Annotated in this window: 23 protein-coding genes; 12 read left to right on the top strand and 11 right to left on the bottom strand. The window is 71.4% G+C overall.

Annotated elements, in window-relative coordinates; all coding sequences use genetic code 11:
- The 5 genes from ACIOWN_RS33635 to ACIOWN_RS33615 form a co-directional block, all read left to right on the top strand.
- Positions 1–258: flavodoxin-dependent (E)-4-hydroxy-3-methylbut-2-enyl-diphosphate synthase (locus ACIOWN_RS33635; RefSeq protein WP_401984336.1), on the top strand; the 258-nt coding region annotated here is incomplete at its 5' end.
- 30 nt (positions 259–288) lie between these two features.
- Entirely contained in the window at positions 289–2,226 is a 1,938-nt protein-coding gene (dxs, locus tag ACIOWN_RS33630; RefSeq protein WP_401984334.1) for a 1-deoxy-D-xylulose-5-phosphate synthase, read from the top strand.
- Positions 2,223–3,605, top strand: a complete 1,383-nt coding sequence (locus ACIOWN_RS33625) for an aspartate aminotransferase family protein (RefSeq protein WP_362357704.1) — start codon at positions 2,223–2,225, stop codon at positions 3,603–3,605. Before dxs ends, ACIOWN_RS33625 begins: the two co-directional genes overlap by 4 nt.
- 85 nt (positions 3,606–3,690) lie before the next feature.
- Entirely contained in the window at positions 3,691–4,314 is a 624-nt protein-coding gene (locus tag ACIOWN_RS33620) for an XRE family transcriptional regulator (RefSeq protein WP_362357706.1), read from the top strand.
- Positions 4,311–4,433: a DUF6126 family protein gene (locus ACIOWN_RS33615; RefSeq protein WP_358730399.1), complete on the top strand. Its 123-nt coding sequence runs from the start codon at positions 4,311–4,313 to the stop codon at positions 4,431–4,433. Before ACIOWN_RS33620 ends, ACIOWN_RS33615 begins: the two co-directional genes overlap by 4 nt.
- A gap of 31 nt (positions 4,434–4,464) precedes the next feature.
- Here ACIOWN_RS33615 and ACIOWN_RS33610 read toward each other — a convergent pair whose 3' ends face one another.
- Positions 4,465–5,262: a tyrosine-protein phosphatase gene (locus tag ACIOWN_RS33610; RefSeq protein ID WP_362357708.1), complete on the bottom strand. Its 798-nt coding sequence runs from the start codon at positions 5,260–5,262 to the stop codon at positions 4,465–4,467.
- A 172-nt stretch (positions 5,263–5,434) separates the two neighbouring features.
- Here ACIOWN_RS33610 and ACIOWN_RS33605 point away from each other — a divergent pair, with 172 nt between their 5' ends.
- Both ACIOWN_RS33605 and ACIOWN_RS33600 read left to right on the top strand, forming a co-directional pair.
- The gene (locus tag ACIOWN_RS33605) at positions 5,435–7,507 is read left to right on the top strand and encodes an alpha-galactosidase (RefSeq protein ID WP_401984331.1); all 2,073 of its coding nucleotides are present in this window, start codon (positions 5,435–5,437) and stop codon (positions 7,505–7,507) included.
- Between the two features lie 145 nt (positions 7,508–7,652).
- Entirely contained in the window at positions 7,653–8,438 is a 786-nt protein-coding gene (locus ACIOWN_RS33600) for an SGNH/GDSL hydrolase family protein (RefSeq protein ID WP_362357735.1), read from the top strand.
- A gap of 33 nt (positions 8,439–8,471) precedes the next feature.
- Here ACIOWN_RS33600 and ACIOWN_RS33595 read toward each other — a convergent pair whose 3' ends face one another.
- Positions 8,472–9,077 carry a carboxymuconolactone decarboxylase family protein gene (locus ACIOWN_RS33595; protein WP_362357712.1) on the bottom strand — a complete coding sequence of 202 codons (606 nt, stop codon included), beginning with the start codon at positions 9,075–9,077 and terminating at the stop codon, positions 8,472–8,474.
- A 125-nt stretch (positions 9,078–9,202) separates the two neighbouring features.
- On the opposite strand from ACIOWN_RS33595, the gene ACIOWN_RS33590 reads away from it, so the two are divergent.
- The 4 genes from ACIOWN_RS33590 (at position 9,203) to ACIOWN_RS33575 (ending at position 12,880) form a co-directional block, all read left to right on the top strand.
- Entirely contained in the window at positions 9,203–10,423 is a 1,221-nt protein-coding gene (locus ACIOWN_RS33590) for an MBL fold metallo-hydrolase (protein ID WP_401984330.1), read from the top strand.
- A 297-nt stretch (positions 10,424–10,720) separates the two neighbouring features.
- A complete protein-coding gene (locus ACIOWN_RS33585; RefSeq protein ID WP_100570017.1) occupies positions 10,721–11,014 on the top strand; it encodes a LysR family transcriptional regulator in 294 nt (97 codons plus the stop codon).
- A 70-nt stretch (positions 11,015–11,084) separates the two neighbouring features.
- Positions 11,085–11,564: a cobalamin B12-binding domain-containing protein gene (locus tag ACIOWN_RS33580; protein ID WP_401984338.1), complete on the top strand. Its 480-nt coding sequence runs from the start codon at positions 11,085–11,087 to the stop codon at positions 11,562–11,564.
- Complete coding sequence (locus ACIOWN_RS33575; protein WP_362357718.1) at positions 11,561–12,880, top strand: methylaspartate mutase; 1,320 nt, start codon at positions 11,561–11,563, stop codon at positions 12,878–12,880. The genes ACIOWN_RS33580 and ACIOWN_RS33575 overlap by 4 nt, the downstream gene beginning before the upstream one ends.
- Before the next feature lie 157 nt (positions 12,881–13,037).
- Here ACIOWN_RS33575 and ACIOWN_RS33570 read toward each other — a convergent pair whose 3' ends face one another.
- The 6 genes from ACIOWN_RS33570 to ACIOWN_RS33545 form a co-directional block, all read right to left on the bottom strand.
- Positions 13,038–13,595, bottom strand: a complete 558-nt coding sequence (locus ACIOWN_RS33570; protein ID WP_362357720.1) for a flavin reductase family protein — start codon at positions 13,593–13,595, stop codon at positions 13,038–13,040.
- Complete coding sequence (locus ACIOWN_RS33565) at positions 13,592–14,662, bottom strand: MupA/Atu3671 family FMN-dependent luciferase-like monooxygenase (RefSeq protein ID WP_362357721.1); 1,071 nt, start codon at positions 14,660–14,662, stop codon at positions 13,592–13,594. The genes ACIOWN_RS33570 and ACIOWN_RS33565 overlap by 4 nt, the downstream gene beginning before the upstream one ends.
- Before the next feature lie 180 nt (positions 14,663–14,842).
- Positions 14,843–15,637, bottom strand: a complete 795-nt coding sequence (locus tag ACIOWN_RS33560) for an ABC transporter permease (protein WP_401984326.1) — start codon at positions 15,635–15,637, stop codon at positions 14,843–14,845.
- 15 nt (positions 15,638–15,652) lie between these two features.
- Positions 15,653–16,804: a class I SAM-dependent methyltransferase gene (locus tag ACIOWN_RS33555; protein ID WP_362357723.1), complete on the bottom strand. Its 1,152-nt coding sequence runs from the start codon at positions 16,802–16,804 to the stop codon at positions 15,653–15,655.
- Between the two features lie 46 nt (positions 16,805–16,850).
- Positions 16,851–17,639, bottom strand: coding sequence for an ABC transporter permease (locus ACIOWN_RS33550; protein ID WP_401984324.1), 789 nt, complete (start codon positions 17,637–17,639; stop codon positions 16,851–16,853).
- Entirely contained in the window at positions 17,636–18,610 is a 975-nt protein-coding gene (locus tag ACIOWN_RS33545) for an ATP-binding cassette domain-containing protein (RefSeq protein WP_362357725.1), read from the bottom strand. The genes ACIOWN_RS33550 and ACIOWN_RS33545 overlap by 4 nt, the downstream gene beginning before the upstream one ends.
- Positions 18,611–18,920: 310 nt before the next feature.
- Here ACIOWN_RS33545 and ACIOWN_RS33540 point away from each other — a divergent pair, with 310 nt between their 5' ends.
- Entirely contained in the window at positions 18,921–19,454 is a 534-nt protein-coding gene (locus ACIOWN_RS33540) for a DUF3995 domain-containing protein (RefSeq protein WP_401984320.1), read from the top strand.
- A gap of 22 nt (positions 19,455–19,476) precedes the next feature.
- Here ACIOWN_RS33540 and ACIOWN_RS33535 read toward each other — a convergent pair whose 3' ends face one another.
- The 3 genes from ACIOWN_RS33535 to ACIOWN_RS33525 form a co-directional block, all read right to left on the bottom strand.
- Positions 19,477–20,265 (bottom strand): alpha/beta fold hydrolase, encoded by a 789-nt coding sequence (locus tag ACIOWN_RS33535; RefSeq protein WP_362357729.1) that lies wholly within the window; start codon positions 20,263–20,265, stop codon positions 19,477–19,479.
- Positions 20,262–21,533: a cytochrome P450 gene (locus ACIOWN_RS33530; protein ID WP_362357731.1), complete on the bottom strand. Its 1,272-nt coding sequence runs from the start codon at positions 21,531–21,533 to the stop codon at positions 20,262–20,264. The genes ACIOWN_RS33535 and ACIOWN_RS33530 overlap by 4 nt, the downstream gene beginning before the upstream one ends.
- 152 nt (positions 21,534–21,685) lie before the next feature.
- The coding region (locus ACIOWN_RS33525; RefSeq protein ID WP_401984318.1) for a thioesterase domain-containing protein at positions 21,686–23,094 on the bottom strand (1,409 nt) is incomplete at its 5' end.

The following is a 23,094-nucleotide window of genomic DNA, read 5'->3' as shown; positions in this document are numbered from 1 at the left end:
GTGCCGCTGCGCGTCGCGGTGATGGGCTGCGTCGTCAACGGTCCCGGTGAGGCCCGCGAGGCCGACCTCGGGGTGGCCTCCGGCAACGGCAAGGGTCAGATCTTCGTCAAGGGCGAGGTCATCAAGACCGTGCCGGAGTCGAAGATCGTGGAGACCCTGATCGAGGAGGCCATCAAGATCGCGGAGGGGATGGGGCAGGACGACGCCGCCTCCGGCGGCGGCACCGTCACGGGGACACCGACAGTGACAGTGAGTTGACGTACGGCACGGACCGAGAGGGGGCCCAGCGTGACCATTCTGGAGAGCATCCGGGGACCACGCGACCTGAAGGCGCTGTCCGAGGCGGAACTGGGTGAACTGTCCGACGAGATACGTGAGTTCCTGGTGCATGCGGTCGCCAGGACTGGCGGTCATCTGGGGCCCAACCTGGGGGTGGTGGAACTCACCGTCGCCCTCCACCGGGTCTTCGAGTCGCCGGTCGACCGGATCCTGTGGGACACCGGTCACCAGAGTTATGTGCACAAGCTTCTGACAGGGCGTCAGGATTTCTCCAAGCTGCGCGGCAAGGGAGGCCTGTCCGGCTATCCCGCGCGCGAGGAGTCCGAGCACGACGTCATCGAGAACAGCCACGCCTCCACGGCGCTCGGCTGGGCCGACGGACTCGCCAAGGCCCGCGAGGTGCAGGGGGAGAAGGGGCACGTCGTCGCCGTCATCGGCGACGGCGCGCTGACCGGCGGCATGGCCTGGGAGGCACTGAACAACATCGCGGCCGCCCGGGACCGCCCACTGATCGTCGTCGTCAACGACAACGAGCGGTCCTACGCGCCGACCATCGGCGGCCTCGCCAACCACCTGGCCGCCCTGCGCACCACGGACGGCTACGAGAAGGTCCTGGCCTGGGGCAAGGCGGTGCTCCAGCGCACCCCGGTCGTCGGCAACACCCTCTACGAGTCGCTGCACGGCGCGAAGAAGGGGTTCAAGGACGCGTTCGCGCCGCAGGGCATGTTCGAGGACCTCGGGCTGAAGTACCTCGGCCCGATCGACGGACACGACATCAAGGCCGTCGAGTCGGCGCTGCGCCGCGCCAAACGCTTCCACGGCCCCGTCCTCGTCCACTGCCTCACCGAGAAGGGCCGCGGCTACGAACCCGCGCTGGCCCACGAGGAGGACCACTTCCACACCGTGGGCGTGATGGACCCCCTCACCTGCGAGCCGCTCGCCCCGGCCGGCGGCCCGTCCTGGACCTCCGTGTTCGGCGACGAGATCGTGCGGATCGGCGAGGAGCGGGACGACGTCGTGGCGATCACCGCCGCCATGCTGCACCCGGTGGGCCTCGGGAGGTTCGCCGAGCGGTTCCCGGACCGGGTGTGGGACGTGGGCATCGCCGAGCAGCACGCGGTCGTCTCGGCCGCGGGGCTCGCCACCGGCGGTCTGCACCCGGTCGTCGCCGTCTACGCCACCTTCCTCAACCGCGCCTTCGACCAGCTCCTGATGGACGTCGCCCTGCACCGCTGCGGGGTCACCTTCGTCCTGGACCGGGCCGGAGTGACCGGCGTCGACGGGCCCTCCCACAACGGCATGTGGGACATGTCCGTCCTCCAGGTCGTGCCCGGCCTCAGGATCGCCGCGCCGCGCGACGCCGACCAGTTGCGGGCCCAGCTGCGCGAGGCCGTCGCCGTCGACGACGCGCCGACCCTGATCCGGTTCCCCAAGGAGTCGGCCGGCCCGCGGATCGAGGCCGTCGGGCACGCCGGCGGCATGGACGTACTGCACCGGGCGGAGAGCCCCGACGTGCTGCTGGTCGCCGTGGGCGTGATGGCGCCGGTGTGCCTCCAGGCCGCCGGACTGCTCCAGGCGCGGGGCATCGGCTGTACCGTCGTCGACCCGCGCTGGGTCAAACCCGTCGATCCGGCGCTGCCGGACCTGGCCGCCGGGCACCGGCTGGTGGCCGTGGTCGAGGACAACAGCCGCGCGTCCGGCGTGGGCGCCGCGGTGGCCCTGGCGCTCGGCGACGCCGAGGTCGACGTACCGGTACGCAGGTTCGGCATCCCCGAGCAGTTCCTCGCGCACGCCAAACGCGGAGAGGTGCTGGCCGACATCGGACTCACCCCGGTCGAGGTCGCCGGACGCATCGGCGCGAGCCTGGCCGTGCGGGAGCAGGCCGGGACGATCCCGGCGCAGAACGGCGCCGGGGCCGTCATGGCAGTCAAGGAGACAACCGAATGACCACGGAGTTCGACCTCGGCGCCCTGCTCGCCGAGCGCGGCGCCGAGCGCTACGAGCTGCACACCAGGCACCTCAACCACCAACTGCCGCGGATGCTGCACACCATCGGCTTCGACAAGGTCTACGAGCGGGCCGAGGGCGCGTACTTCTGGGACACGGAGGGCAACGACTACCTGGACATGCTCTCCGGGTTCGGGGTGATGGGCCTGGGCCGCCACCACCCCGTCGTCCGCAAGGCGCTGCACGACGTGCTGGACGCCCAGCTCGCCGACCTCACCCGCTTCGACTGCCAGCCGCTGCCCGGGCTGCTGGCGGAGCGGCTGCTCGCGCACACCCCCCACCTGGACCGGGTGTTCTTCGGCAACAGCGGCACGGAGGCGGTGGAGACCGCGCTGAAGTTCGCCCGCCGCGCCACCGGCCGACCGCGGATCCTGTACTGCGAGCACTCCTTCCACGGACTGACCGCCGGCTCGCTGTCCGTCAACGGCGAGGATGGCTTCCGGGACGGCTTCGCCCCGCTGCTGCCCGACACCGCCGTCCCGCTCGGCGACCTCGACGCGCTCGCACGGGAGCTGAGGAAGGGCGACGTGGCCGCCCTGATCGTCGAGCCGATCCAGGGCAAGGGCGTGCACGAGGCCCCGCCCGGCTGGCTGCGCGCCGCGCAGGAGCTGCTGCGCCGGCACAAGGCGCTGCTCATCGCCGACGAGGTGCAGACGGGCCTGGGCCGCACCGGGGACTTCTGGGCCTACCAGCACGAGGACGGGGTCGAGCCGGACCTGGTCTGCGTGGCCAAGGCCCTGTCCGGCGGCTATGTGCCGGTGAGCGCCACCCTCGGCAGGGACTGGATCTTCAAGAAGGTCTACTCCTCGATCGACCGGGTGCTCGTCCACTCGGCGAGCTTCGGGTCCAACGCCCAGGCCATGGCGGCGGGTCTCGCCGTGCTGTCCGTGATGGAGAACGAGCAGATCGTGGCCAACGCCAGGGCCACGGGCGAGCTGCTGAAGTCCCGGCTGGCCGCGCTCACCGACCGGTACGAGCTGCTCGCCGACGTGCGCGGCCGGGGCCTGATGATCGGCATCGAGTTCGGGCGGCCGAGGTCGCTGAAGCTGCGCGGGCGCTGGACCATGCTCCAGGCGGCCCGCAAGGGACTGTTCGCGCAGATGGTGGTCGTCCCGCTGCTGCAGCGGCACCGTATCCTGACCCAGGTCTCAGGCGACCACCTGGAGGTGATCAAGCTGATCCCGCCGCTGGTCGTCGGTGAGGCCGAGGTCGACCGGTTCGTGGACGCCTTCACCGCCGTGATGGACGACGCGCACGACGGCGGGCTGATGTGGGACTTCGGAAAGACGCTGGTCAAGCAAGCCGTCGCCAACCGGTGAGCCGGCCGGGCAAGGACCTCGCCACTGCCTTTGCCTCTGAGGCAAGAAATTTGCCTTAGGGGCAAAGTGGCGGTGGAATGGAGGTATGAGCTCTCCAGAGTCCCAGCCCCCGGCGGGGCCGGTCGAGGACCTGCCCGCCGTCGCGCCGCAACTGCGTGCGCTGCGCCGCCGTGCCTCACTGACCCTGGAGGCCGCGGCCCGGGCCGCCGGGCTGTCGCCCGCCCATCTCTCCCGACTGGAGACCGGGCAGCGCCAGCCCTCGCTGCCGATGCTGCTCTCGCTCGCCCGTGTCTACGGTACGACAGTCTCCGAACTGCTCGGCGAGAACGTCGCCGAGCGGGACGCGGTGGTGCACGCCGGTGACATGGAGCCGACGCGGGCCGGCGGCTGGACGTACTGGCAGGCCGGCGCGTCCGGCCGTGGGATGCAGGCCCTGCGGGTCCGCGTCCCGCACGGCTCCCAGGGCGACATCGTGCGTGTGCACCCCGGCGAGGAGTGGCTGTACGTCCTCCACGGACGCCTCAGGCTCCGCCTCGGCGACGCCACGCACCTGCTCGTGCCGGGCAGCAGCGCGCACTTCGACTCGCTGACCCCGCACCGCATCGCGGCCGAGAACCCGGACGGGGTCGAGCTCCTCTTCGTCCACACCCTGCTGCAGAGTCCCACGGCCGCGCTGTGCCTGGGCCCCCACATCGGAGACATGCCATGAGCAACATGGAAGAGAAGTTCCCGCGCGCCCTGTGGGTCCGGCTCGTCATCTACACCGTCGTCGGTCACTTCTTCGCCGGGTTCGTCTGGTTCCTGTTCTCGGTCGGCGGCTCCAAGTGAGGGCACGGGCGACGGCCCGGGTGCCGGCCCGTCAGTCCAGCAGCCGCTCGCGCAGCCGCTCCCGGGTGGCCGGAGCCAGCCGCAGCCCCCGCTCCAGGTAGGCGTCGACGCCGCCCCAGGTCTCCTCGATGGTCTCCAGGGCCGCCGCCAGATACTCGGCGCGCGCCTCGAACAGGGGGCTGAGCAGCTCCATGACCTCGGGGGAGTAGGCCGCGGCCGAGGTGCCGCTGCGGTGCACCTTGTAGCGGCGGTGCTTGGCGTTCGACTCCAGGTAGTCGGCGACGATCGCGTCCCGCTCCACGCCGAGGGCGAGGAGGGTCACGGCGATCGACAGGCCCGCGCGGTCCTTGCCCGCCGCACAGTGCATCAGGACCGGGACGCAGTCCTCGGCGAGCGCGTGCAGCACCTGCGAGTGCTCGCCGGTCCGCTCCTTGATGAGCACGCGGTAGGACGAGATCATCCGGTCCGCGCCCTTGCCGTCGTCCAGGACGGAGCGCAGCTCGTCGAGGTCCCCGTCGCGGACCATCTTCCAGAACTCGGCGCCGTCCGCCGGGTCGCTCAGCGGCAGGTTCACATGGCGCACGCCCGGCAGTTCGACGTCCGGGCCCTCCAGCCCGACGTCGGCCGCGTTGCGGAAGTCGAAGATCGTGTGCAGGCCCAGGGAGCCGAGGTAGGACGCGTCCTCGTCGGTCGCGTGCGCGAGGTGGCCGCTGCGGAACAGCATCCCGTGCCGCACCCGCCGGCCGTCGACGGTCGGCAGCCCGCCCACGTCACGGAAGTTGCGCACTGCGGCCAGCTCCGGCTCGGTCGAGGGGACCTGCTGCGTCACGGGGACTCCTCCCTTTCGGCCCCGCCGTCACGGTGCGTCGGCGGGCGCGGCTTCGACCATACGACATGGCTGCCCGGGGCAACGGGCTGTCCACAGGCGTTGCACCGGCGCCCACGCCCCTTGATGATGGCGGTGCGTGCGCGGACCGGTTCGGACCTGTGGGGGACGGAACATGCTGGAGACCGCCGACGACGGACGTACCTGGCTGCTGACCGGACCCACGAGCGGCTACGCCGTCCATCTGAGCGGGCGTGGCGAACTGCTCCACCTGCACTGGGGTCCGAGCATCACCCTCGCCGACGCCGAGGCCCTGGCCGCACGGCCGCTGCCGGACGCCCGGCCCTTCGAGTCCCCGCTCGACGGACACGAGGAGTACCCGGTCGAGGGCGGCCCCCGCTTCGTACGGCCCGCGCTGTCCGTGCGCACCGCCGAACGGCGCGGCACCGAGTGGACCTTCGGGTCGTACGACGCCGAGGACGACGAACTGCGGCTGCTGTTCCACGACTCGGGGCTGGACATCACCCTGCACCACCGCATGCGCGGGGACGTCGTCGAACGCTGGGTCACCCTCGCCAACCGGGGGCCCGAGCCCGTGGAGGTGCTGCGCGCCGACTCCGCCACCTGGACCCTGCCCGAGCGGGAAGGATGGCGGCTGTCCCACCTGCACGGCCGCTGGGCCGCCGAGTCCCGGCTCGTGCGCACCTCACTCGCCTACGGCGAGCACGTCATCGGCAGCCGCCGCGGCCACACCGGCCACCAGCACCTGCCATGGGTCGCCCTGGACACCGACGCCACCGAGGAGCACGGCGAGGTCTACGGCTGCGCCCTGGGCTGGTCGGGCTCCTGGCGGATCGCGGTCGCCCAACTCCCGGACGCACGCGTGCAGATCACCGGGGGCGCCGGGCACGACGACTCCGGGCTGCTGATGCTCCGGGCCGGGGAGACGTACACCAGCCCCGTCTTCGCCGGGCTGTGGAGCGACGGCGGACACGGCGGCGCGAGCCGCGCCTGGCACGCCTACCAGCGGCGGTACGTCATCCCCGGCGCGGACCGGGACCGGCCGGTGCTCTACAACTCCTGGGAGGCCACCCAGTTCGACATCTCGGAGGAGCAGCAGGGGGCGCTCGCGCGGCGGGCCGCGGAGATCGGCGTGGAACTGTTCGTCGTCGACGACGGCTGGTTCGGCGCCCGCACCGGCGACCGCGCCGGACTCGGCGACTGGTGGCCCAACCCCGACCGGTTCCCCGGCGGCCTGAAGCCGCTCGCCGACCAGGTGCACGGCCTCGGCATGCGGTTCGGCATCTGGGTCGAGCCGGAGATGGTCAACCCCGACAGCGACCTGTACCGCGCGCACCCCGACTGGGTGCAGCACCAACCCGGGCGCACGCGCACGGAGTTCCGCAACCAGCTCGTCCTCAACCTCGCGCGCGAGGACGTGCGGGAGCATCTGTGGGAGCGGCTGGACACGCTGCTCTCCGGCGCCCCGATCGACTATGTGAAATGGGACTTCAACCGCTCCTTCACCGACGCCGGCTGGCCCGGGGAGCCGTACCCGCAGCGCCTGTGGACCGACCATGTGCGCGCGCTGTACACCCTGCTGGACCGGCTGCGGGCCGCGCACCCGGGCGTCGCCTTCGAGTCCTGCTCGGGCGGCGGCGGCCGGATCGACCTTGGCGTCCTGTCCCGTACGGACCAGGTGTGGACCTCCGACAACACCGATCCGCTGGACCGGCTCGCCATCCAGCACGGCTTCAGCCAGATCCATCCCGCGCGGGTCATGGCCGCCTGGGTCACCGACAGCCCGAACACCATGCTCAACGGGCGGGCCAGCACGCTGCGTTTCCGCTTCGTCAGCGCCATGGCGGGGGTGCTCGGGGTGGGTGGCGACCTCACCCGGTGGACGGAGGAGGAGCTGGCCGAGGCCTGTGACTGGATCGCCCTGTACAAGGAGATCCGGCCGGTGGTCCAGCGCGGCGACCTGTACCGGCTGAGGGCCCCGCGGGGCGGGCTGAGCGCGGTGCAGTACGTTCTCGGCGACGACACCGTCGTCCTCGCCCTGCTCCAGGCGCAGCGCCACGGCGAGCCGGTGCCCGCGCTGCGGCTGCGCGGACTGGACCCGGCGGCCTCGTACATGTGCGGGGACACCGGGGAGGTGCACCGCGGCGCCGTACTGCTGCACCACGGGCTGCGCACCGGGCTGCGGGGCGACTTCGACGCGACGGTCGTCAGGCTGCGGCGTGTGTGAAGGCCTCATGTATTCCCGCTGGAGCCTCCCGGTCGACGTGGCCTTTCTCACCGCCCGTCAACCCCTGGCTACGGTCGCGTAGGTCACATTCGAAGGTGAATCATGGGCCGACGTGGCTGACGATTCGAAGAGTGACAGCAGATCAGTGATCGGGTCGTACGTGGCGGTGGGGGACAGCTTCACCGAGGGCGTCGGCGACCCCGGCCCCGACGGGGAGTTCGTCGGCTGGGCCGACCGCCTCGCCGTCCTGCTCGCCGACCGGCGGCCCGAGGGCGACTTCCAGTACACCAACCTCGCCGTGCGCGGCAGGCTGCTCGACCAGATCGTGGCGGAGCAGGTGTCCCGGGCCGAGGAACTCGCCCCGGACCTGGTCTCGTTCTGCGCCGGCGGCAACGACATCATCCGACCCGGCACCGACCCGGACGACGTGGCCGAGCGCTTCGAGAAGGCGGTCTCCCGGCTCGCCGCCGTCGCGGGCACGGTCCTGGTGACCACCGGCTTCGACACGCGGGGCGTGCCCCTGCTCAAGCATCTGCGCGGCAGGATCGCCACGTACAACGGGCATGTGCGGGCCGTCGCCGACCGCTACGGCTGCCCGGTGCTCGACCTGTGGTCGCTGAGGACCGTCCAGGACCGCCGCGCCTGGGACGAGGACCGCCTGCACCTGTCGGCCGAAGGGCACACGCGGGTGGCGCTGCGGGCCGGCCAAGTACTCGGACTTGACGTCCCGGCCGATCCGGAGCAGCCCTGGCCGCCGCTGCCGTCCCGCGGCACGCTGGAGGTCCGCCGCGACGACGTGCACTGGGCGCGCGAGTACCTGGTCCCGTGGATCGGCCGCCGCCTGCGCGGCGAGTCCTCCGGCGACCACGTGACGGCCAAGGGCACCCTGTCACCCGACGACATCAGGACCCGGATCACCTCGGTGGCCTGACCCCGCGAGGCGCGCCCGGACGCTTCGTACGGGTCAGTCCCTCGCCGCCGCGTCGTCCGCGGGCCGTGCGCTCCCCGGGACCTCGCACGTGTCCCTGAAGCCCTGGCTCTTGAGGCCCAGTGCGGAGTTCATGCGGGAGCGCAGGTTCTCCACCGCCACCACCGCGGTCAGTTCCACCAGGGCCGGCTCGCCGAGCCGGTCGCGCAGCCGCGCGGCCAGGTCGTCGTCCACCGTGGGCGGCGTGGCCGTCATGGCCTCGGCGTACGCCAGGACGTCGCGCTCCAGCGGCGTGTAGACGTCGCTGTCCCGCCACACCGGGACGTCGTGCAGCTTCTCGGGCGCCATGCCGCGCTCGCGGGAGACCCAGTACCCGAAGTCCACGCACCACGAGCAGCCGATCGCCGCCGCCGACGCCATCTCGGCGAGCGCCTTGAGATCGGGGTCGAGCCTGTTCCACTTCGCGAGCGACTGCTCGAAGCGCAGGTCGCTCCACAGGACCCGCGGGTTGTGCGCGAGCGCCCGCGCGGGGTCCAGCACCTTGCCGTAGGCGCGCCTGCTGTACCACTCGACGAGGCGGAACAAGCGGGTGCGGGGCGCGGTGAGCGAGACGCGGGCCATGGCGGCCACCTCCAGTGACATCGGTTCCGGGGCACCTCGCGGGTGCCTGCACCGTTACGACGGACGGGAGCGCGTCGGTGTGACATCCGGGTCGTCGGAGCGGCCCGACATAATGGAAAGCCTGACCGACTCCACCTGGAGGTAGCGTGGCAGGATTCCGTCCTTCGAACCCGGGGCTCCGTGCACTGCGGCCCGAGGCCTTCGGCGCGGACCCGAGCGGAGAGCGCATGGCACGCATCCGCAGATCACCCCATTTCAAGGACGGCGTCTTCCAGAACCCCGGCGGCCCCGCCCGGACCCGGCCCTCCGGCTCGACGCCGGCCTTCGCGCGGCGCTACCTCGACAAGGACGAGCGCCGCCGCCGCGCCCCGCGCGGCACCGTGCCCGTGCACGCCACCACGCTCGCCGATCTCGCCAGGCCCCCGGCCACCGGCCTGCGGCTGACCTGGATGGGACACTCCAGCGTCCTCGCGGAGATCGACGGGCAGCGAGTGCTCTTCGACCCCGTGTGGGGCGAGCGCTGCTCGCCGTTCCCCTTCGTCGGGCCCCGCCGGCTGCACCCGGTGCCGCTGCCGCTGGCCGCGCTCGGCCCGGTCGACGTCGTCGTCATCTCCCACGACCACTACGACCACCTGGACCTGCCCACCATCAAGGCGCTGGCCGGCACGGACACCCTGTTCGCCGTGCCGCTCGGCGTCGGGGCCCACCTGGAGCACTGGGGCGTGTCCGCCGACCGCCTGCGCGAACTGGACTGGCACGAGGCCACCAGGGTCGGCGGACTCACCCTGACCGCGACCCCCGCCCGCCACTTCTGCGGCCGGGCCCTGCGCAACACCCAGCACACGCTGTGGGCCTCCTGGGCCGTCGCGGGCGAGGAGCACCGCATCTACCACAGCGGTGACACCGGCTACTTCGAGGGCTTCCGGCAGATCGGCGCCGACCACGGCCCGTTCGACGCGACGATGATCCAGATCGGCGCGTACTCAGAGTTCTGGCCGGACATTCACATGACGCCCGATGAAGGGGTCCGGGCCCACCTGGACCTCCAGGGGAACGCGCCGTCCGGTGTGCTGCTGCCGATCCACTGGGGCACCTTCACCCTCGCCCCGCACGCCTGGGCCGAGCCGGGCGAGTGGACGAAGGACGCCGCCGAGGAGGTCGGACAGGCGGTGGCGCTCCCGCGGCCGGGGGAGCCCTTCGAGCCCGCGGGCAAAATCCCCGCGGAGCCGTGGTGGCGACCGGTGTCCGCGCCCCTCTCCCACCCGTGGCGCCGCGCCGCCGAGGGGCCGCAGGCCGTCCCCGCCGCCCCGGCCGCCGATGCCGCCCCGACCTCCCCGGGCGATCTCGACCTCGCCGGCGAGCGCTGACGCCCGTCCCGGGTGACCTCTTCGCCGGAAATCTCTGAGTAGTTCCCGACCGAGTTCGTCCTTTTCCTCCGACTCGATGCGGACATTCGGCGACTTCGGCTGCGCGGCAATACGGGTCATGTGCCACAGCACATGCCGCGCAGCCGGCTGGAAATACCTAAACCTCACCGACCAGGCAAAGCTCCACAGATCCCGTTCTACACCTGACGTGGCAGCTTCCTGCAAGCGCCGTGCCGTGCGAAGGAATCGCATGTTAAAGTTTCGGCACTTGATAATCTGGTTAATTGTGAGGCGATTATGCACGAACGCGAGTTGCGCGCTTTTGTCGCGATTGCCGAAATAGGTCGAATGGACCTCGCAGCCAAGAAGCTCGGATACTCGCAACCGGCAATAAGTTACCAAATCATATGTCTTGAGCGATCTCTGGGTATCAAGCTGTTCACCCGTAATTCAGGCGGCACCACTCTGACCCGTGAAGGGCAGATGATCCTGTCCTCGGCGCGCGCGACTCTGATGCTGATCGAGAACATCAAGAGAGAATGCACGGAATTCAGCAGAGCGCCCGTGGCCGTCACGAGCCTGGTGCCCTGACCTCCGGCCCGGCTCTCCACGACCACTTCGATCGGCACTAGGGAGAACCGTGGCACAGCGGGAGAACCAAATCGCCGGCGTGAGCACGACGGCGGCCCACCGGGACCGCGGCACCGTGGTGGTGTCGGGCCTCGCCAGCGACGCGCACACGTGGAACCTGGTCTACCTCCAGCTCGTCATCGAGGAACTCGGCTACCGCGTGATCAACCTCGGGCCCTGCGTGCCGGACGACGTGCTGGTCGCCGAATGCCGCCGGATCGATCCGGCGCTGGTCGTCATCGGCAGTGTCAACGGGCACGGCTGCACCGACGGCCTGCGCGCGGTCACCCGGCTGCGCGCCTGCCCCGAACTGGCCGCCACGCCGATGGTGATCGGCGGCAAGCTCACGGTGTCCGACGAGAACGCCGGCCGCCACGCGCGGGCCCTGGTGGCCGCGGGCTTCGACGCCGTCTTCCCCGACCAGGCCTCGGACGCGGCCGACTTCACGGCGTTCGTCGCCTCGCTCCCGCCCGCCGCGCGGCCGGCGCTGACCGCGGGGAGATCCCGGTGACCGTCCTCGTACCCGGCCGGCCCGCCCAGGCGCAGCCGGGATTCGGCGCGTTCGTCCGTGCGCGGGCGCGGGCCGGCGCTCTCGTCGTGCAGCCGCGCATGGGTTTCGGCGATCCAAAGCGGATGCGGGCGGGGCTGGCCGCCACCAAGGCGGCGCGCGGGCACACCGCCGGCACGCTCACCCTGGACAGCTACACCAGGGTCGGTGACCTGGCCGCGGTCGAGCACGCCCGGCGCGAGAACCTGCCGCTCAACGGCTACCCCATCGTCAGCCACCCCGACGCCACGACCCGGGCGATGCTGGCCGGTGTCCGGGACGCCGGCTTCCCCGTGCAGGTGCGGCACGGATCCGCCCTGCCCCAGCACATCTTCCGCAAGCTGATCGCGCTGGGCCTGGACGCGACCGAGGGCGGCCCCGTGTCGTACTGCCTGCCCTACGGACGCACCCCGCTGGCCGAGTCGATCGCGGCCTGGCGGCAGTGCACGGAAATGTTCTCCCGGCTGCGCGACCAGGGCGCCGAACCGCACCTGGAGACCTTCGGCGGCTGCATGATGGGCCAACTCTGCCCGCCCAGTCAGCTGGTGGCGCTCAGCGTGCTGGAGGCGCTGTTCTTCCGCGCGTACGGCTGCCGCAGCATCTCGGTGAGCTACGCCCAGCAGACCCACGCCGGCCAGGACACCGAGGCGGTGTTCGCGCTGCGCCGGCTGTGCGCCGAGTTGCTGCCCGACGTGGACTGGCACGTGGTCGTCTACGCCTACATGGGGGCGTACCCGGTCACCGAAGCGGGCGCGTACCGGCTGCTCGGCGAGGCCGCCGAACTGGCCGTACGGACCGGCTCCGAGCGGCTCATCGTCAAGACCGTCGCCGAGTCGCGGCGGATCCCCACCGTCGCGGAGAACGTGGCCGCCCTGGAATACGCGGCGCGGGTGGCCGGGGCGGCCCGGCCGGTGCCCGCGCCGGACACGGACACACAGACGTACGCGGAAGCGCGGGCGCTGGTCGAAGGCGTGCTGAACCTGCACTCCGACCTCGCCCGCGCGCTGCTGCTGGCCTTCGAACGCGGCTGCCTCGACATCCCGTACTGCGTGCACCCGGACAACCGTGGCCGCACCCGCAGCCGCCTCGACGAGGAGGGAAGGCTGTGCTGGGCGCAGACCGGCGCGCTGCCACTGACCCGTCTGGTACGGACCGGGCGGGGGCGTGAGGTGACCGCGGCGGGGCTCCTGGCGGACCTCTCCTATCTGCGGAGCAAGTACGACCGGGAGGCGCTGTACGAGCACGCCCCGGCCGAGGTGCCGGCCGCCGACCCGGTGTGACGGCGGCGGGCCGACCGCACCGGCCGCCCCCGGGGTCGCCGGTGGCGGGTCGGCCACCGGCCGTGCCCCGTCGGGGAGGCGGCCCTGTGCGAGAGGCCGCGCCGTCCGCCCGGGGAAGGCGGGCCGGGTCGGGCGGCCCGCGTCCGGCCGGGGACGGTCAGACCCGGTCCGCCGTCGGCTCCGGCCAGACGGTGAACCGTCGGTGGCCGTAGAGCAGCGGGGGGCCGTTGGTGCAGTCGGTGCCGAGCACTTCGCCGAAGACGACGACGTGGTCGCCGACGGCCTTGGTGTCGCGGACCCGGCAGGCGGCGAAGGCGACGGTGTCGTCGGCGAGCCGGGGAACGGCGGCGTCGCCGGCCGGGTGCCACGGCACGTGCTCGAAATGGCTCAGGGAGGAGTCGGCGAACAGGCGGGCGATCCCGCTCGCGCGGGCCCCGAGCAGGTTCACTCCGAAGAAGCCGTGGGCGCGCAGGGCGCCGAGCGTCCGGCTGGTCACCGTCAGGCAGACGGACAGGACCGGCGGATCCAGGCTGACGCCGGCGAGGGAGGAGCAGGTCATCCCGCGCGGCCGCCCCTCCGCGTCGACCGTGGTCACGACGGACACACCGGTCGGGAAGGAACTCATGAACGCGCGATAGGCCCCGGCGCCGACCGGACCCGGCTCCGCGTCCAGCTCCTTCGCCGCCGCGCCCGGCGCCCCGGCGCGCGCGGTCACCGAGCCTGCTCGCGTTCCCGCCACGCCTGCCTGAGCAGGTCGAGGTGGGCCAGTCCGGCCAGCACCTCGTCGGTCTCCACACCGAAGTCGATCAGGCAGGCGATCTCGTCCACGCCGATCTCGTACAGCCGCTCGCACATCCGCAGCCCGTCCTCGACGGTGCCGAACAGGCCGCTGGTCTCGAAGTAGCGGTCGAAGGCCTGGCCGACCAGGAAGTCGATGTCGGCGGGGCTCATCTTGTTCAGGTCCAGCGCGACCGCGTCGGCGCCCGCGGCCTTGGCGGCGTGGATGACCAGGTCGAAGGAGCTGGCCAGGTACTTGCTGAACGGTTCGCGGACGGTCTCCCTGACCTTCTCCCGGTCCGGGCCGACGAACGTGTGCAGCATGAGCGCGACATGCCCGTCGCCCTCGGTCTCGTCGTGGTGGTCGCGGAAGGCCTGCCGGTACTCGGCGATCCGCTTCTCCAGCACGTCGACGCCCTGGCCCAGCAGATGCGTCAGCACCCCGGCGCCCATTCCGCCCGCCTCGCGGAAGGTCTGCGGGTTGCCCGCGCTGGTCAGCCAGACCGGCAACTCCCGCTGCACCGGCGGCGGGAACACCGTCACGTCGACGCTCTCGCCCGCGCCGTCGACGAACGTCGCGGGCTCCTGCCGCCACAGGCTCCGGATCGCCCGCACCGAGTCGATCAGACCGGACCTGCGGGTCGGATATCCCTCCGGGCGCAGGACGAAGTCGGCGGCGTGCCAACCGGAGGCGAATGCGATACCGACCCTTCCTTTGGAGAGGTTGTCGACGACCGACCATTCCTCCGCGATACGCACCGGATGGTGCAGCGGGGCCACCACACTGCCGGCCCGCACCGCGACGTTCTCGGTCACCGCGGCCACCGCGGCGCCCGTCACCGCCGGATTCGGATAGAGGCCGCCGAACGCGTGGAAGTGACGTTCAGGCGTCCACACCGACGCGAAATCGTGGGTGTCGGCGAACTTGGCTCCCTCGATCAGCAGCCGGTACCGGTCGCCGGCGTCCTCCTTGTCGTTCGCGAAGTAGAAAAGGCCGAAATCCATGGCGCCTCCAGCCATCAGCGCGTTCGGTGGGTGGCCGAGCGGAAAAGCGGAGCGGAGCCCGATTCTGTCCGCCTGATACGCGCAGCCTAGTCGGGGGGAAAACACCCGCTCCGGGTCAGTTCGAAAACTCTGTGGCCGGGTTTGGGAGGGGCCGTCGAGGAAGGACGGACACCGGCTGCCTCACCGCATCGGCCCGGCACGGCCGTAGGCGCGCGCCGCCGCCGGAGCGGTGACGGCGATCACCAGCAGACAGAAGACGACGGCGAGCGGCGCGGCGTGACGGTCAGGGAAACCGGCCCCGGCGGGCGTTGCTCCCGTGCCCAGCAGATCGCGCACCGCGCTGTTCACCGCGGTCACCGGGTTCCAGCCGACCACCTGGCGCAGCCAGCCGGGCAGGCCGTCCGGCGGCACGAACGCGTTGGACAGGAACGTCGCCGGCAGCAGGCACACCGGTACGACCGAGGTGACCGCCTCGGCGCTGCGGAGGGTGAGCCCGAGGAAGATCCCCAGGCACGCGCACCCCGTGCCGAGCAGCAGCTCCAGGCCCACCGCGGCCAGCGCCGCCGTGGGGCGGACCCCGTCGGCCCAGCCGGCGATCCAGGCGGCGGGCACCACACCGGCCATCGCCACCACCACGGGCAGCGAGTCCACCACGATCCGCCCGGACAGGATGGCCGCGCGGTCGACGGGAAGCGAGCGGAGCCGGTCGAACACGCCGTTCTGGAGGTCGTCGAGGACGCCCAGCGCGGAGAGCGCGACCGTCGAGACGGCGAGCGAGGTGACCACGCCCGCCGCCACGTACGCGCCGTACGGCCCGCCGCCGGGCACCCGCATGCTGCCGCCGAACAGGATCCCCAGGCCCACCACCATCGCGACCGGCATCACGGTGAAACCGACCAGCTTCTCCGGCAGGCGCAGCAGATGCCGCAGGTGCCGGCCCGCGATGGCCCGCGTGTCGCCGAGGAACTCCGCCATGTCGCCGCCGGCCGGTCAGGCGTGCCCGGCGAGCAGGATGCGGTGCATCGGAGTGTCCAGCACCGCGACCCGCCGCAGTCCGGTCGACGCGAGCCACTGGTCGTAGTCGTCCAGCAGGAAGGCGTCACCGCCGCCGGTCGCCAGCATGGACGCGGCGAACAGCATCGCGAACCGGTCCTGGACCGACTTGGCGTCCTTCTCGTCGGTCACCAGGTGGTCGGCGATGCAGATCAGGCCGTCCCGTGACAGGGCTTCCTTGGACTTGCGCAGCAACTCCCGCGCCGACTCGGGGGTCTGGAGGTGGAAGATGTTGACGAAGACCAGCAGGTCGTGGCCGGTGCCCCAGCTCTCGGTCCAGAAGTCGCGCACCTGGACGCCGAACCGGTCGGCGACGCCGAGCCGTTCGGCCTGCGCCGTGGCGATCGGGGCGATGCTCGGCGCCTCGAGACCGGTGGCCCGCCAGCGCGGGAACGCCTGCAGGAGCAACTGGCTGTACAGGCCGGTACCGCAGCCGATGTCCAGGACGGAGGCGGGCCGGTCGGTGGGCCACTCCAGCGTCTCGAAGCCGCCGCGCAGCGCCTCGACGATCGGCGGCGCCCAGAAGTTGATGCCGCGCACCAGGGACTCGTAGTTGTGCTCGCTGATCTGGTTGAGCCGGAGCCCGCCCGTCTCGTCGCGGTTGTCGCCGCGCACCGCGTCCGCGAGGTTGCGCCAGGAGTGCCAGGCCAGCTGGCGGTCGTACTCGATCTTGCCGACCAGGCTGAACAGCCCGTCCGGCAGCAGGCATTCGCGCATCTCCTCCGGCATCCGGTAGACCGCGGGGCCGTCCTCGGCGGGGACACGGTCGACGATGTCGTAGGCGTACAGGCCGTCCATCAGCACCCGCATCGCCCGCTGGTTGGCGGCGCAGGCCAGCGCGAGCTGGTCACTGGTCCTCGGTCCGGCGCTCAACTCGGCGAACACACCGAGGTCGTGCGCGGCCTCGATGACGCCGGGCGCCCACAGCGAGATCAGGTGCTCGTAGACCCGGTGGGCGGAGTGCACGACCCTGCCGGATCCCCGCCAGTCGGGAAGCAGCGTGGTGTCCACGAGCGGGCGGACGTTGAGTTCCGGCGCGGGTCCGTCGCCCGCCTCGAAGTCGGCGGGCGTGGTGACACCAGGCGTCATCGCAGTGCTCCTTTGGGGGTAGGCGGCGCCTTGTCGGGCGAGCGGTTCAGCGGGCTGCCGCGGTCCGGTATCTGCGGGCGGCGAGCGGCATGGCCAGCGCGATCATCGCCACGATGAGGACCACGGCGACGGGGATCGGGTGCACCGAGGGGAAGGAGGTGTCCCCGACGGAGGTGGGGTTGCCGAACAGCCGGCGCAGGGCCCCGACCACCGCCGACAGCGGGTTCCACACCGCGATGGCGCGCAGCCACTCGGGCAGTCCGCTCAGCGGGATGAACGCGCTGGACAGGAACGTGAGCGGCATCATGACCATGGACATCACCGCGCTGACCGCCTCGACGTTGCGCAGGGACAGTCCGAGCAGCGCGCCGAGCCAGGCCGCGCCCAGGCCGAGCAGCAGCAGGATGCCGAAGGCGGCCAGGATGTGCGGGGCGCCGGTGTGCACCCGCCAGCCGATCAGGGAGCCGACCGCGGCCATCACGACGATGGCGACGGTGGACAGCAGCAGGTCGGAGACGGTGCGCCCGATCAGTACGGCGTAGCGGGACATGGGAAGCGAGCGGAACCGGTCGACCAGGCCGTTGCGCAGGTCGTCGACCACGCCGACCGCGGTGGTCTGCAGGTTGGCCAGCATGACCTGGGCGAAGATGCCGGCCATGATGTACTCGCGGTAGTTGCCGCCCTCGACCTGCATGGCGCTGCCGAACAGGAACCCGAAGACGATCACGTACATCACCGGCATCAGCGTCACGCTGAGCAGCCGTTCCGGCACCCGGGTCAGATGCCGGAGGTGACGGCCCGTCAGGGCGAGGCAGTCGCCCAGGAACTCGCTCATGTCGCCGCTCCTTCGGGCACCGGCCGCGTCGCGGGGCCGGTCAGGGACAGGAAGACCTCGTCCATCGAGGGACGGCTGAGCCGGAAGTCGGCCACCGGGATGCCCGCCCGGGCCAGTTCGGTGGCCACCGTCGCGATACCGCCGACGCCTTCGGTCATCGGAACGGAGACCGTCCTCTTCTCCTCGTCCACGAGCGGTTCGTCGACGCCGAACCGGCTCAGCACCTTGGTGAGGGCGACGACGTCGTCCGCGGAGGCGGCGGTGACCCGCAACCGGTCGTCCCCCACCCGGTCCTTCAACTCGTCGGGGGTGCCCTCGGCGACGACACTGCCGTCCTTCAGCACGGCTATCCGGTCGGCGAGCTGGTCGGCCTCTTCGAGGTACTGGGTGGTCAGCAGGACGGTGACACCACGGCTCACCTGGGTGCGGATCACCTCCCACAGGGTCAGCCGGCTGGACAGGTCGAGGCCGGTGGTCGGCTCGTCCAGGAACAGCACCGGCGGCTCGGCGATCAGGCTGGCGGCGAGGTCGAGCCTGCGCCGCATGCCGCCGGAGTAGGTCTTCACCGGCCGGTCGGCCGCGTCGGTCAGGTCGAGCCGTTCCAGCAGCTCGTCCGCCCTGGCCCGGGTGGCGCTCCGGCCGAGGTGGTAGAGGGTGCCGATCAGCCGGAGGTTCTCCCGGCCGGTCAACCGCTCGTCGACCGCCGCGTACTGTCCGGTCAGCCCGATGCGCCGGCGGACCTCCTTGCCCTGCCGGCGCACGTCGAATCCGGCCACCGTCGCCTCGCCGCCGTCCGCGGTAAGCAGGGTGGCCAGGATGCGCACGGTCGTGGTCTTCCCGGCGCCGTTGGGTCCGAGCAGCCCGAAAACCGTGCCGGCGGGGACCGACAGGTCGACACCGTTCAGCGCGTCCTTGACCTGCTTTCCACCGTAACGTTTGCTCAGTCCCTCGGCCCGAATTGCAATGTCCACGCATTCACCCCCATACGCTACGGGTTCGCCGACCGCGACGGCTGCCGCATCGGCGCCGCCGACGCTAGCAGCGGCGTGGCCGGAACCGGCCCCCTCATTGAAAACTCCGATATGCGCGGGGTTCGTGCCTTCGCGCCCGGTGATACCGTGCCCGCGGTGTGCACGGGCTTCTAGGTGAGGATTCTGAATGGTGCGCGAAACATTAATTCCAGGCGAAAATGACGGGAATTCATCCCGCCGGGACCCGGTCGCCGAACTCCCGCCCCGGCCGGTCTGGGTTCACCTGGCTTTCGTCTTCACGTTTCTCTTCATGCTTCTCCACGTGTACTGGGCGGTGGGCGGCACCTGGGGACTGCCGCTCCTGGCGCGGCACGACAAGTCCGCGGTGCAGGCGGTCAACTGGGTGGTGAGCGCGATCATGCTGTTCGGCGCGCTCTTCGTCCTCGCGCTGAACCGCCGTACGGGGAGCCGGATGCGCGCCTGGGTGCTGCTGGCGCCGATGTGGATCGCGGCCGTGGTGTGCGTCTCCCACGCCTTCTACGGCTTCGTCACCAAGGCCCTGTACCTGAGCGGACACCACGGCGCCGTCGACTTCCCGGTCGTGCCCGGGGTCGGCGCGGCGGAGGCGGCCGAGGCGAACCACCTCTCGGCCGTGCAGGACCTCCTGGTCTTCGAGCCGTGCTTCCTGGTCCAGGGCGTGGTACTGGCCCTGGCCGCCTGGCAGTTCATCCGCACCCGGAACGCCCGCCGCAGATGGTGGACGTCGCTGATCGTGGGCATCGTGGTGATCGACGTGTTCGGCGCCCTGCTCTCGGTGGCCGGCGCGCGCTTCGCGCTCTCCTGACCACCCCCCCGCGTCCGCCGGTTCAGCCGGCGGCGCGGGCAGCCGCGAGGTGGCCGGTCAGACGGCCGGCCAGGTCGCGGACGAGGGCTTCGGGGTCGTCCATCAGATAGAAGTGGCCGCCGGGGTACACCCGGTGGTCGAAGCGGCCGGTGGCGCTCACCGCCGCCCACTCCCGCAGGCCCTCGACCGGCACCTGCTCGTCCTCGCTCCCCACGTACGCGGTCACCGGGGTGGCCAGTGGCGTGACCGGGCGCGGAAGATACGTGCCGATCAGCCGGAAGTCCGCCCGGATCGCGGGCAGTACCAGCTCCCGCAGGTCCGGATCGTCCAGCACCGTGCCGGCGTCCGGGTCGCCGAGCCGGCGTACCTCCTCCACGATCGCGTCGTCGCCGCGCAGATGCACGCTCTTGGGCACCACCCGGTGCGGCGGCAACTGGCCGGAGACGAACAGCCGTCCCGGCGCCGAACCGGTGCGCTGCTTCAGGCGCAGCGCCACCTCGTAGGCGACGGAGGCGCCCATGCTGTGCCCGAACAGCACGAGCCGCTCGCCCGCGCAGGCCTGCAGCACATCGGCGATCGGCGTGGTCAGCGCGCCCATCTCGTCGATGCACGGCTCCAGCAGCCGGTCCTGACGGCCCGGGTAGCACACCCCCGTCACCTCGACGTCGTCGGGCAGCCACCGCGGCCAGTCGCGGAACATGCTGGCCGCGCCGCCCGCGTGGGGGAAGCACACCAGCCGCAGACGGGGCCGGGCCACCTTGCGGTAGCAGCGCAGCCACTTCGACGGGCCCATTCCCGCGGACGGGTTCACCCGCGTGCTCCCTTCCCGCTGCCGTAGGCGGCCAGCGCCGCCTCGTCCGGATGGAAGCGCACCGGCAGACTGCACAGCCCGGTCAGGAAGTTGGAGTGGATCCGCTGCGGCTCCCCGGTGACCTCGAAGCCGGTGCTGTAGGTGCGCAGGGCGTCCAGCATCGCGTTCACCTCGACCCGGCCCAGATAGGCGCCGAGGCAGAAGTGCGGGCCGTAGCCGAAGGTGATGTGCTTGTTCGGCGACCGGTTCAGATCGAAGACGTACGGGTCGGCGAAGACCTCCTCGTCCCGGTTGGCCGAGCTGTTCCACAGCGTCACGATGTCGCCCGCGGCGATCACCTCGCCGTGCAGCTCCACGTCGGTGACCGCGCGCCGGCCGAAGTGCATCGCCGGGGTCGCCCAGCGCAGCACCTCCTCGGTGGCCGACTCCAGTGTCACCTCGCGGTCGCGGAGCGACTGCCACTGGTCCGGGTGGCGCGTGAGGGTCCGCACGGCGTCGATCATCGACAGGCGGCTGGTCTCGTCCCCGCCGAGGATCAGGCTGTAGCAGTTGAGGACGATGACCTCCTCGCTCAACGGCTCACCGTTCACGGTGCTGTTGGCGAGCACGCTGATCACGTCCTCGGTCGGTTTCGCCCGGCGCTCGGCGACCAGCTCGTTGAAGTACAGCAGGATCTCGTTGCGGGCGAGCCAGGCGTCGGTCTCCGACTGGCCCTCCTCGTTCGAGCTGAGCGCGGACTTGTTCAGGTTCAGCAGGAACTCGCGGTCGGCGGTGGGCACTCCGAGCAGGTCGGAGATGGTGTTCATCGGGATGTGCTCGGCCACGTCGGTGGCGAAGTCGCACTCGCCGCGCCGGACGGCCTCCACCACCAGGCGGGTGGTGTTCTGGCGGACCCGGTCGGAGATGGGTTTGAGGGCCTGCGGGGAGAAGGCCTTGAGCAGCACGTTGCGCAGGTTGCGGTGCGGGGCGCCGTCGGTGACGGCGAGCATCCTGCCCGCCGCGGAATCGCCGCCGGCGAGCAGCGTGACCAGCACGTTGCCCCGCTCCGAGGTGAGCCGCTTGTTGTCCTTGTACAGCGCCATGACGTCCGCGTACCGGCTGATCACCCAGAATCCCGGCGCGTCGCCGGTGGGCGGGTGCCAGTGGAGCGGCCGCGTGGTGCGCAGCCGGCGCCAGTATTCACGGAGGTCGTTCTCCTCGAACGTTCTGGGATCGGTCAGATCGACCGTGGAGATGTCGTCCGGTGTCGACATCGTCTGCGCAGTCATGTTTCCACCATTCGTCGTGGGCTGCGAAAGGCTGGGAAAGGGAATCGCGGCGGTGGGTTCGACCGAGGGGACATCCGGTTCAGGCCCGGGGAAAAGGGATTACCTTTTCCCCGGGCCTGAACCGGTCGGTCGACACGGGCTACGGGATCCGGCTACTTGCTTTCCCCGAGCTTCTCGGCGAGTACGCGGCCGATTTCCGCGGCCGGTTCAGCCTGCATCATATGGGCGTGAGTACAACGCACCACCCTGTATTCAATTTTTCCCGTCACGAACGGTCGCCAGCGTTCGGCCCGTTCGGCGAGTTCCGCGGCCGGCACCGTCTCGTCGGGCTCGGCGACGAGGACCAGTACGTCGCTGTCGAGCGGCTGCGGCTCGAAACCGCCGATGAGGGTGCGGCTGTTCGCGAACACCTGGGCCAGCGCGGCGATGGCGGACTCGTCGAGGTTGGCGAACACGCTCTGCCGCTCCCTCAGCACCTCTGCCACCATCGCGTACTCCAGCGGTTCGTCGCCCAGGCTGTCCATGTCGTGGCCGACGAAGTCCAGCATGATCCGCAGCGCGTCCTGCTGGTCGGGCAGGCGCTCCGGCTCCGGCTCGGAGCGGTCGATGGGGTACTGGTCGAGGTTGGCCAGCAGCCCGACCTCCTCGCCCGCGGCCCGCAGCTGGGTGGCCATGGCGTGGACCACCAGACTGCCCAGCGACCAGCCGAGCAGGTGGTAGGGGCCGTTCGGCTGGACGCCGCGCACCTGCGCCACGTAGTCCGCCGCCATCTCCTCGATGCTGCCCGGCAGGTGCGCCGAGGGATCGGCGAGGCCCCTGGCCTGGAGGCCGTAGAGCGGGCGGTCCGCACCGATGTGCTTCATCAGCCCGGAGTAGACCCAGCTCAGGCCACCCGCCGGGTGCACGCAGAACAGGGGCGCCCTGTCGCCCGTGGTGCGCAGCGGCAGCAGCACGTCCAGGGTGTCCCCCTCGGTGTCGCCCGCGAGCCGGTCCGCCAGCTCCGCGACGGTGGGCGCCTCGAAGATGGTGCGGATGCTCAGCCGTACGCCGAACGTGGCGCGGACCTTGGTGACCAGCCGCATCGACATGATGCTGTCGCCGCCGACGTCGAAGAAGCTGTCGTGCACGCCGACCGTCTCCAGCCCGAGCACCTCGGCGAACAGGCCGCACAGGATCTCCTCCCGCGGAGTGCGCGGCCCCGTCCAGTCCGGGGGGCTGAAGTCGGGCGCGGGCAGGGCCTTGCGGTCGAGCTTGCCGTGCGGGGTGAGCGGCAGCGCGTCGAGCACGACGAACGCGGCGGGCGTCATGTGGTCCGGCAGCCGCGCGGCCAGGGCGTCACGCAGCCGGGGCACCTCGACCGTCGCCCCGTCCGCCGGTACCACGTAGGCGACCAGGCTCTTCGCACCTTCCTCGTTCTCGCGGACGACGACGACCGCCTGACCCACAGTCTCGTGCCGGCCGAGTACGGTCTCGATCTCTCCGAGTTCGATGCGGAAGCCGCGGATCTTGACCTGTTCGTCGGCGCGTCCGACGAACTCCAGGGTGCCGTCCGAGGTCCACC

Source organism: Streptomyces sp. NPDC087787, assembly GCF_044743035.1.
Taxonomy (GTDB): Bacteria; Actinomycetota; Actinomycetes; order Streptomycetales; family Streptomycetaceae; genus Streptomyces.
Note: the sequence above shows the minus strand (reverse complement) of the source record. Positions and strands in the feature narration are given on the sequence as shown.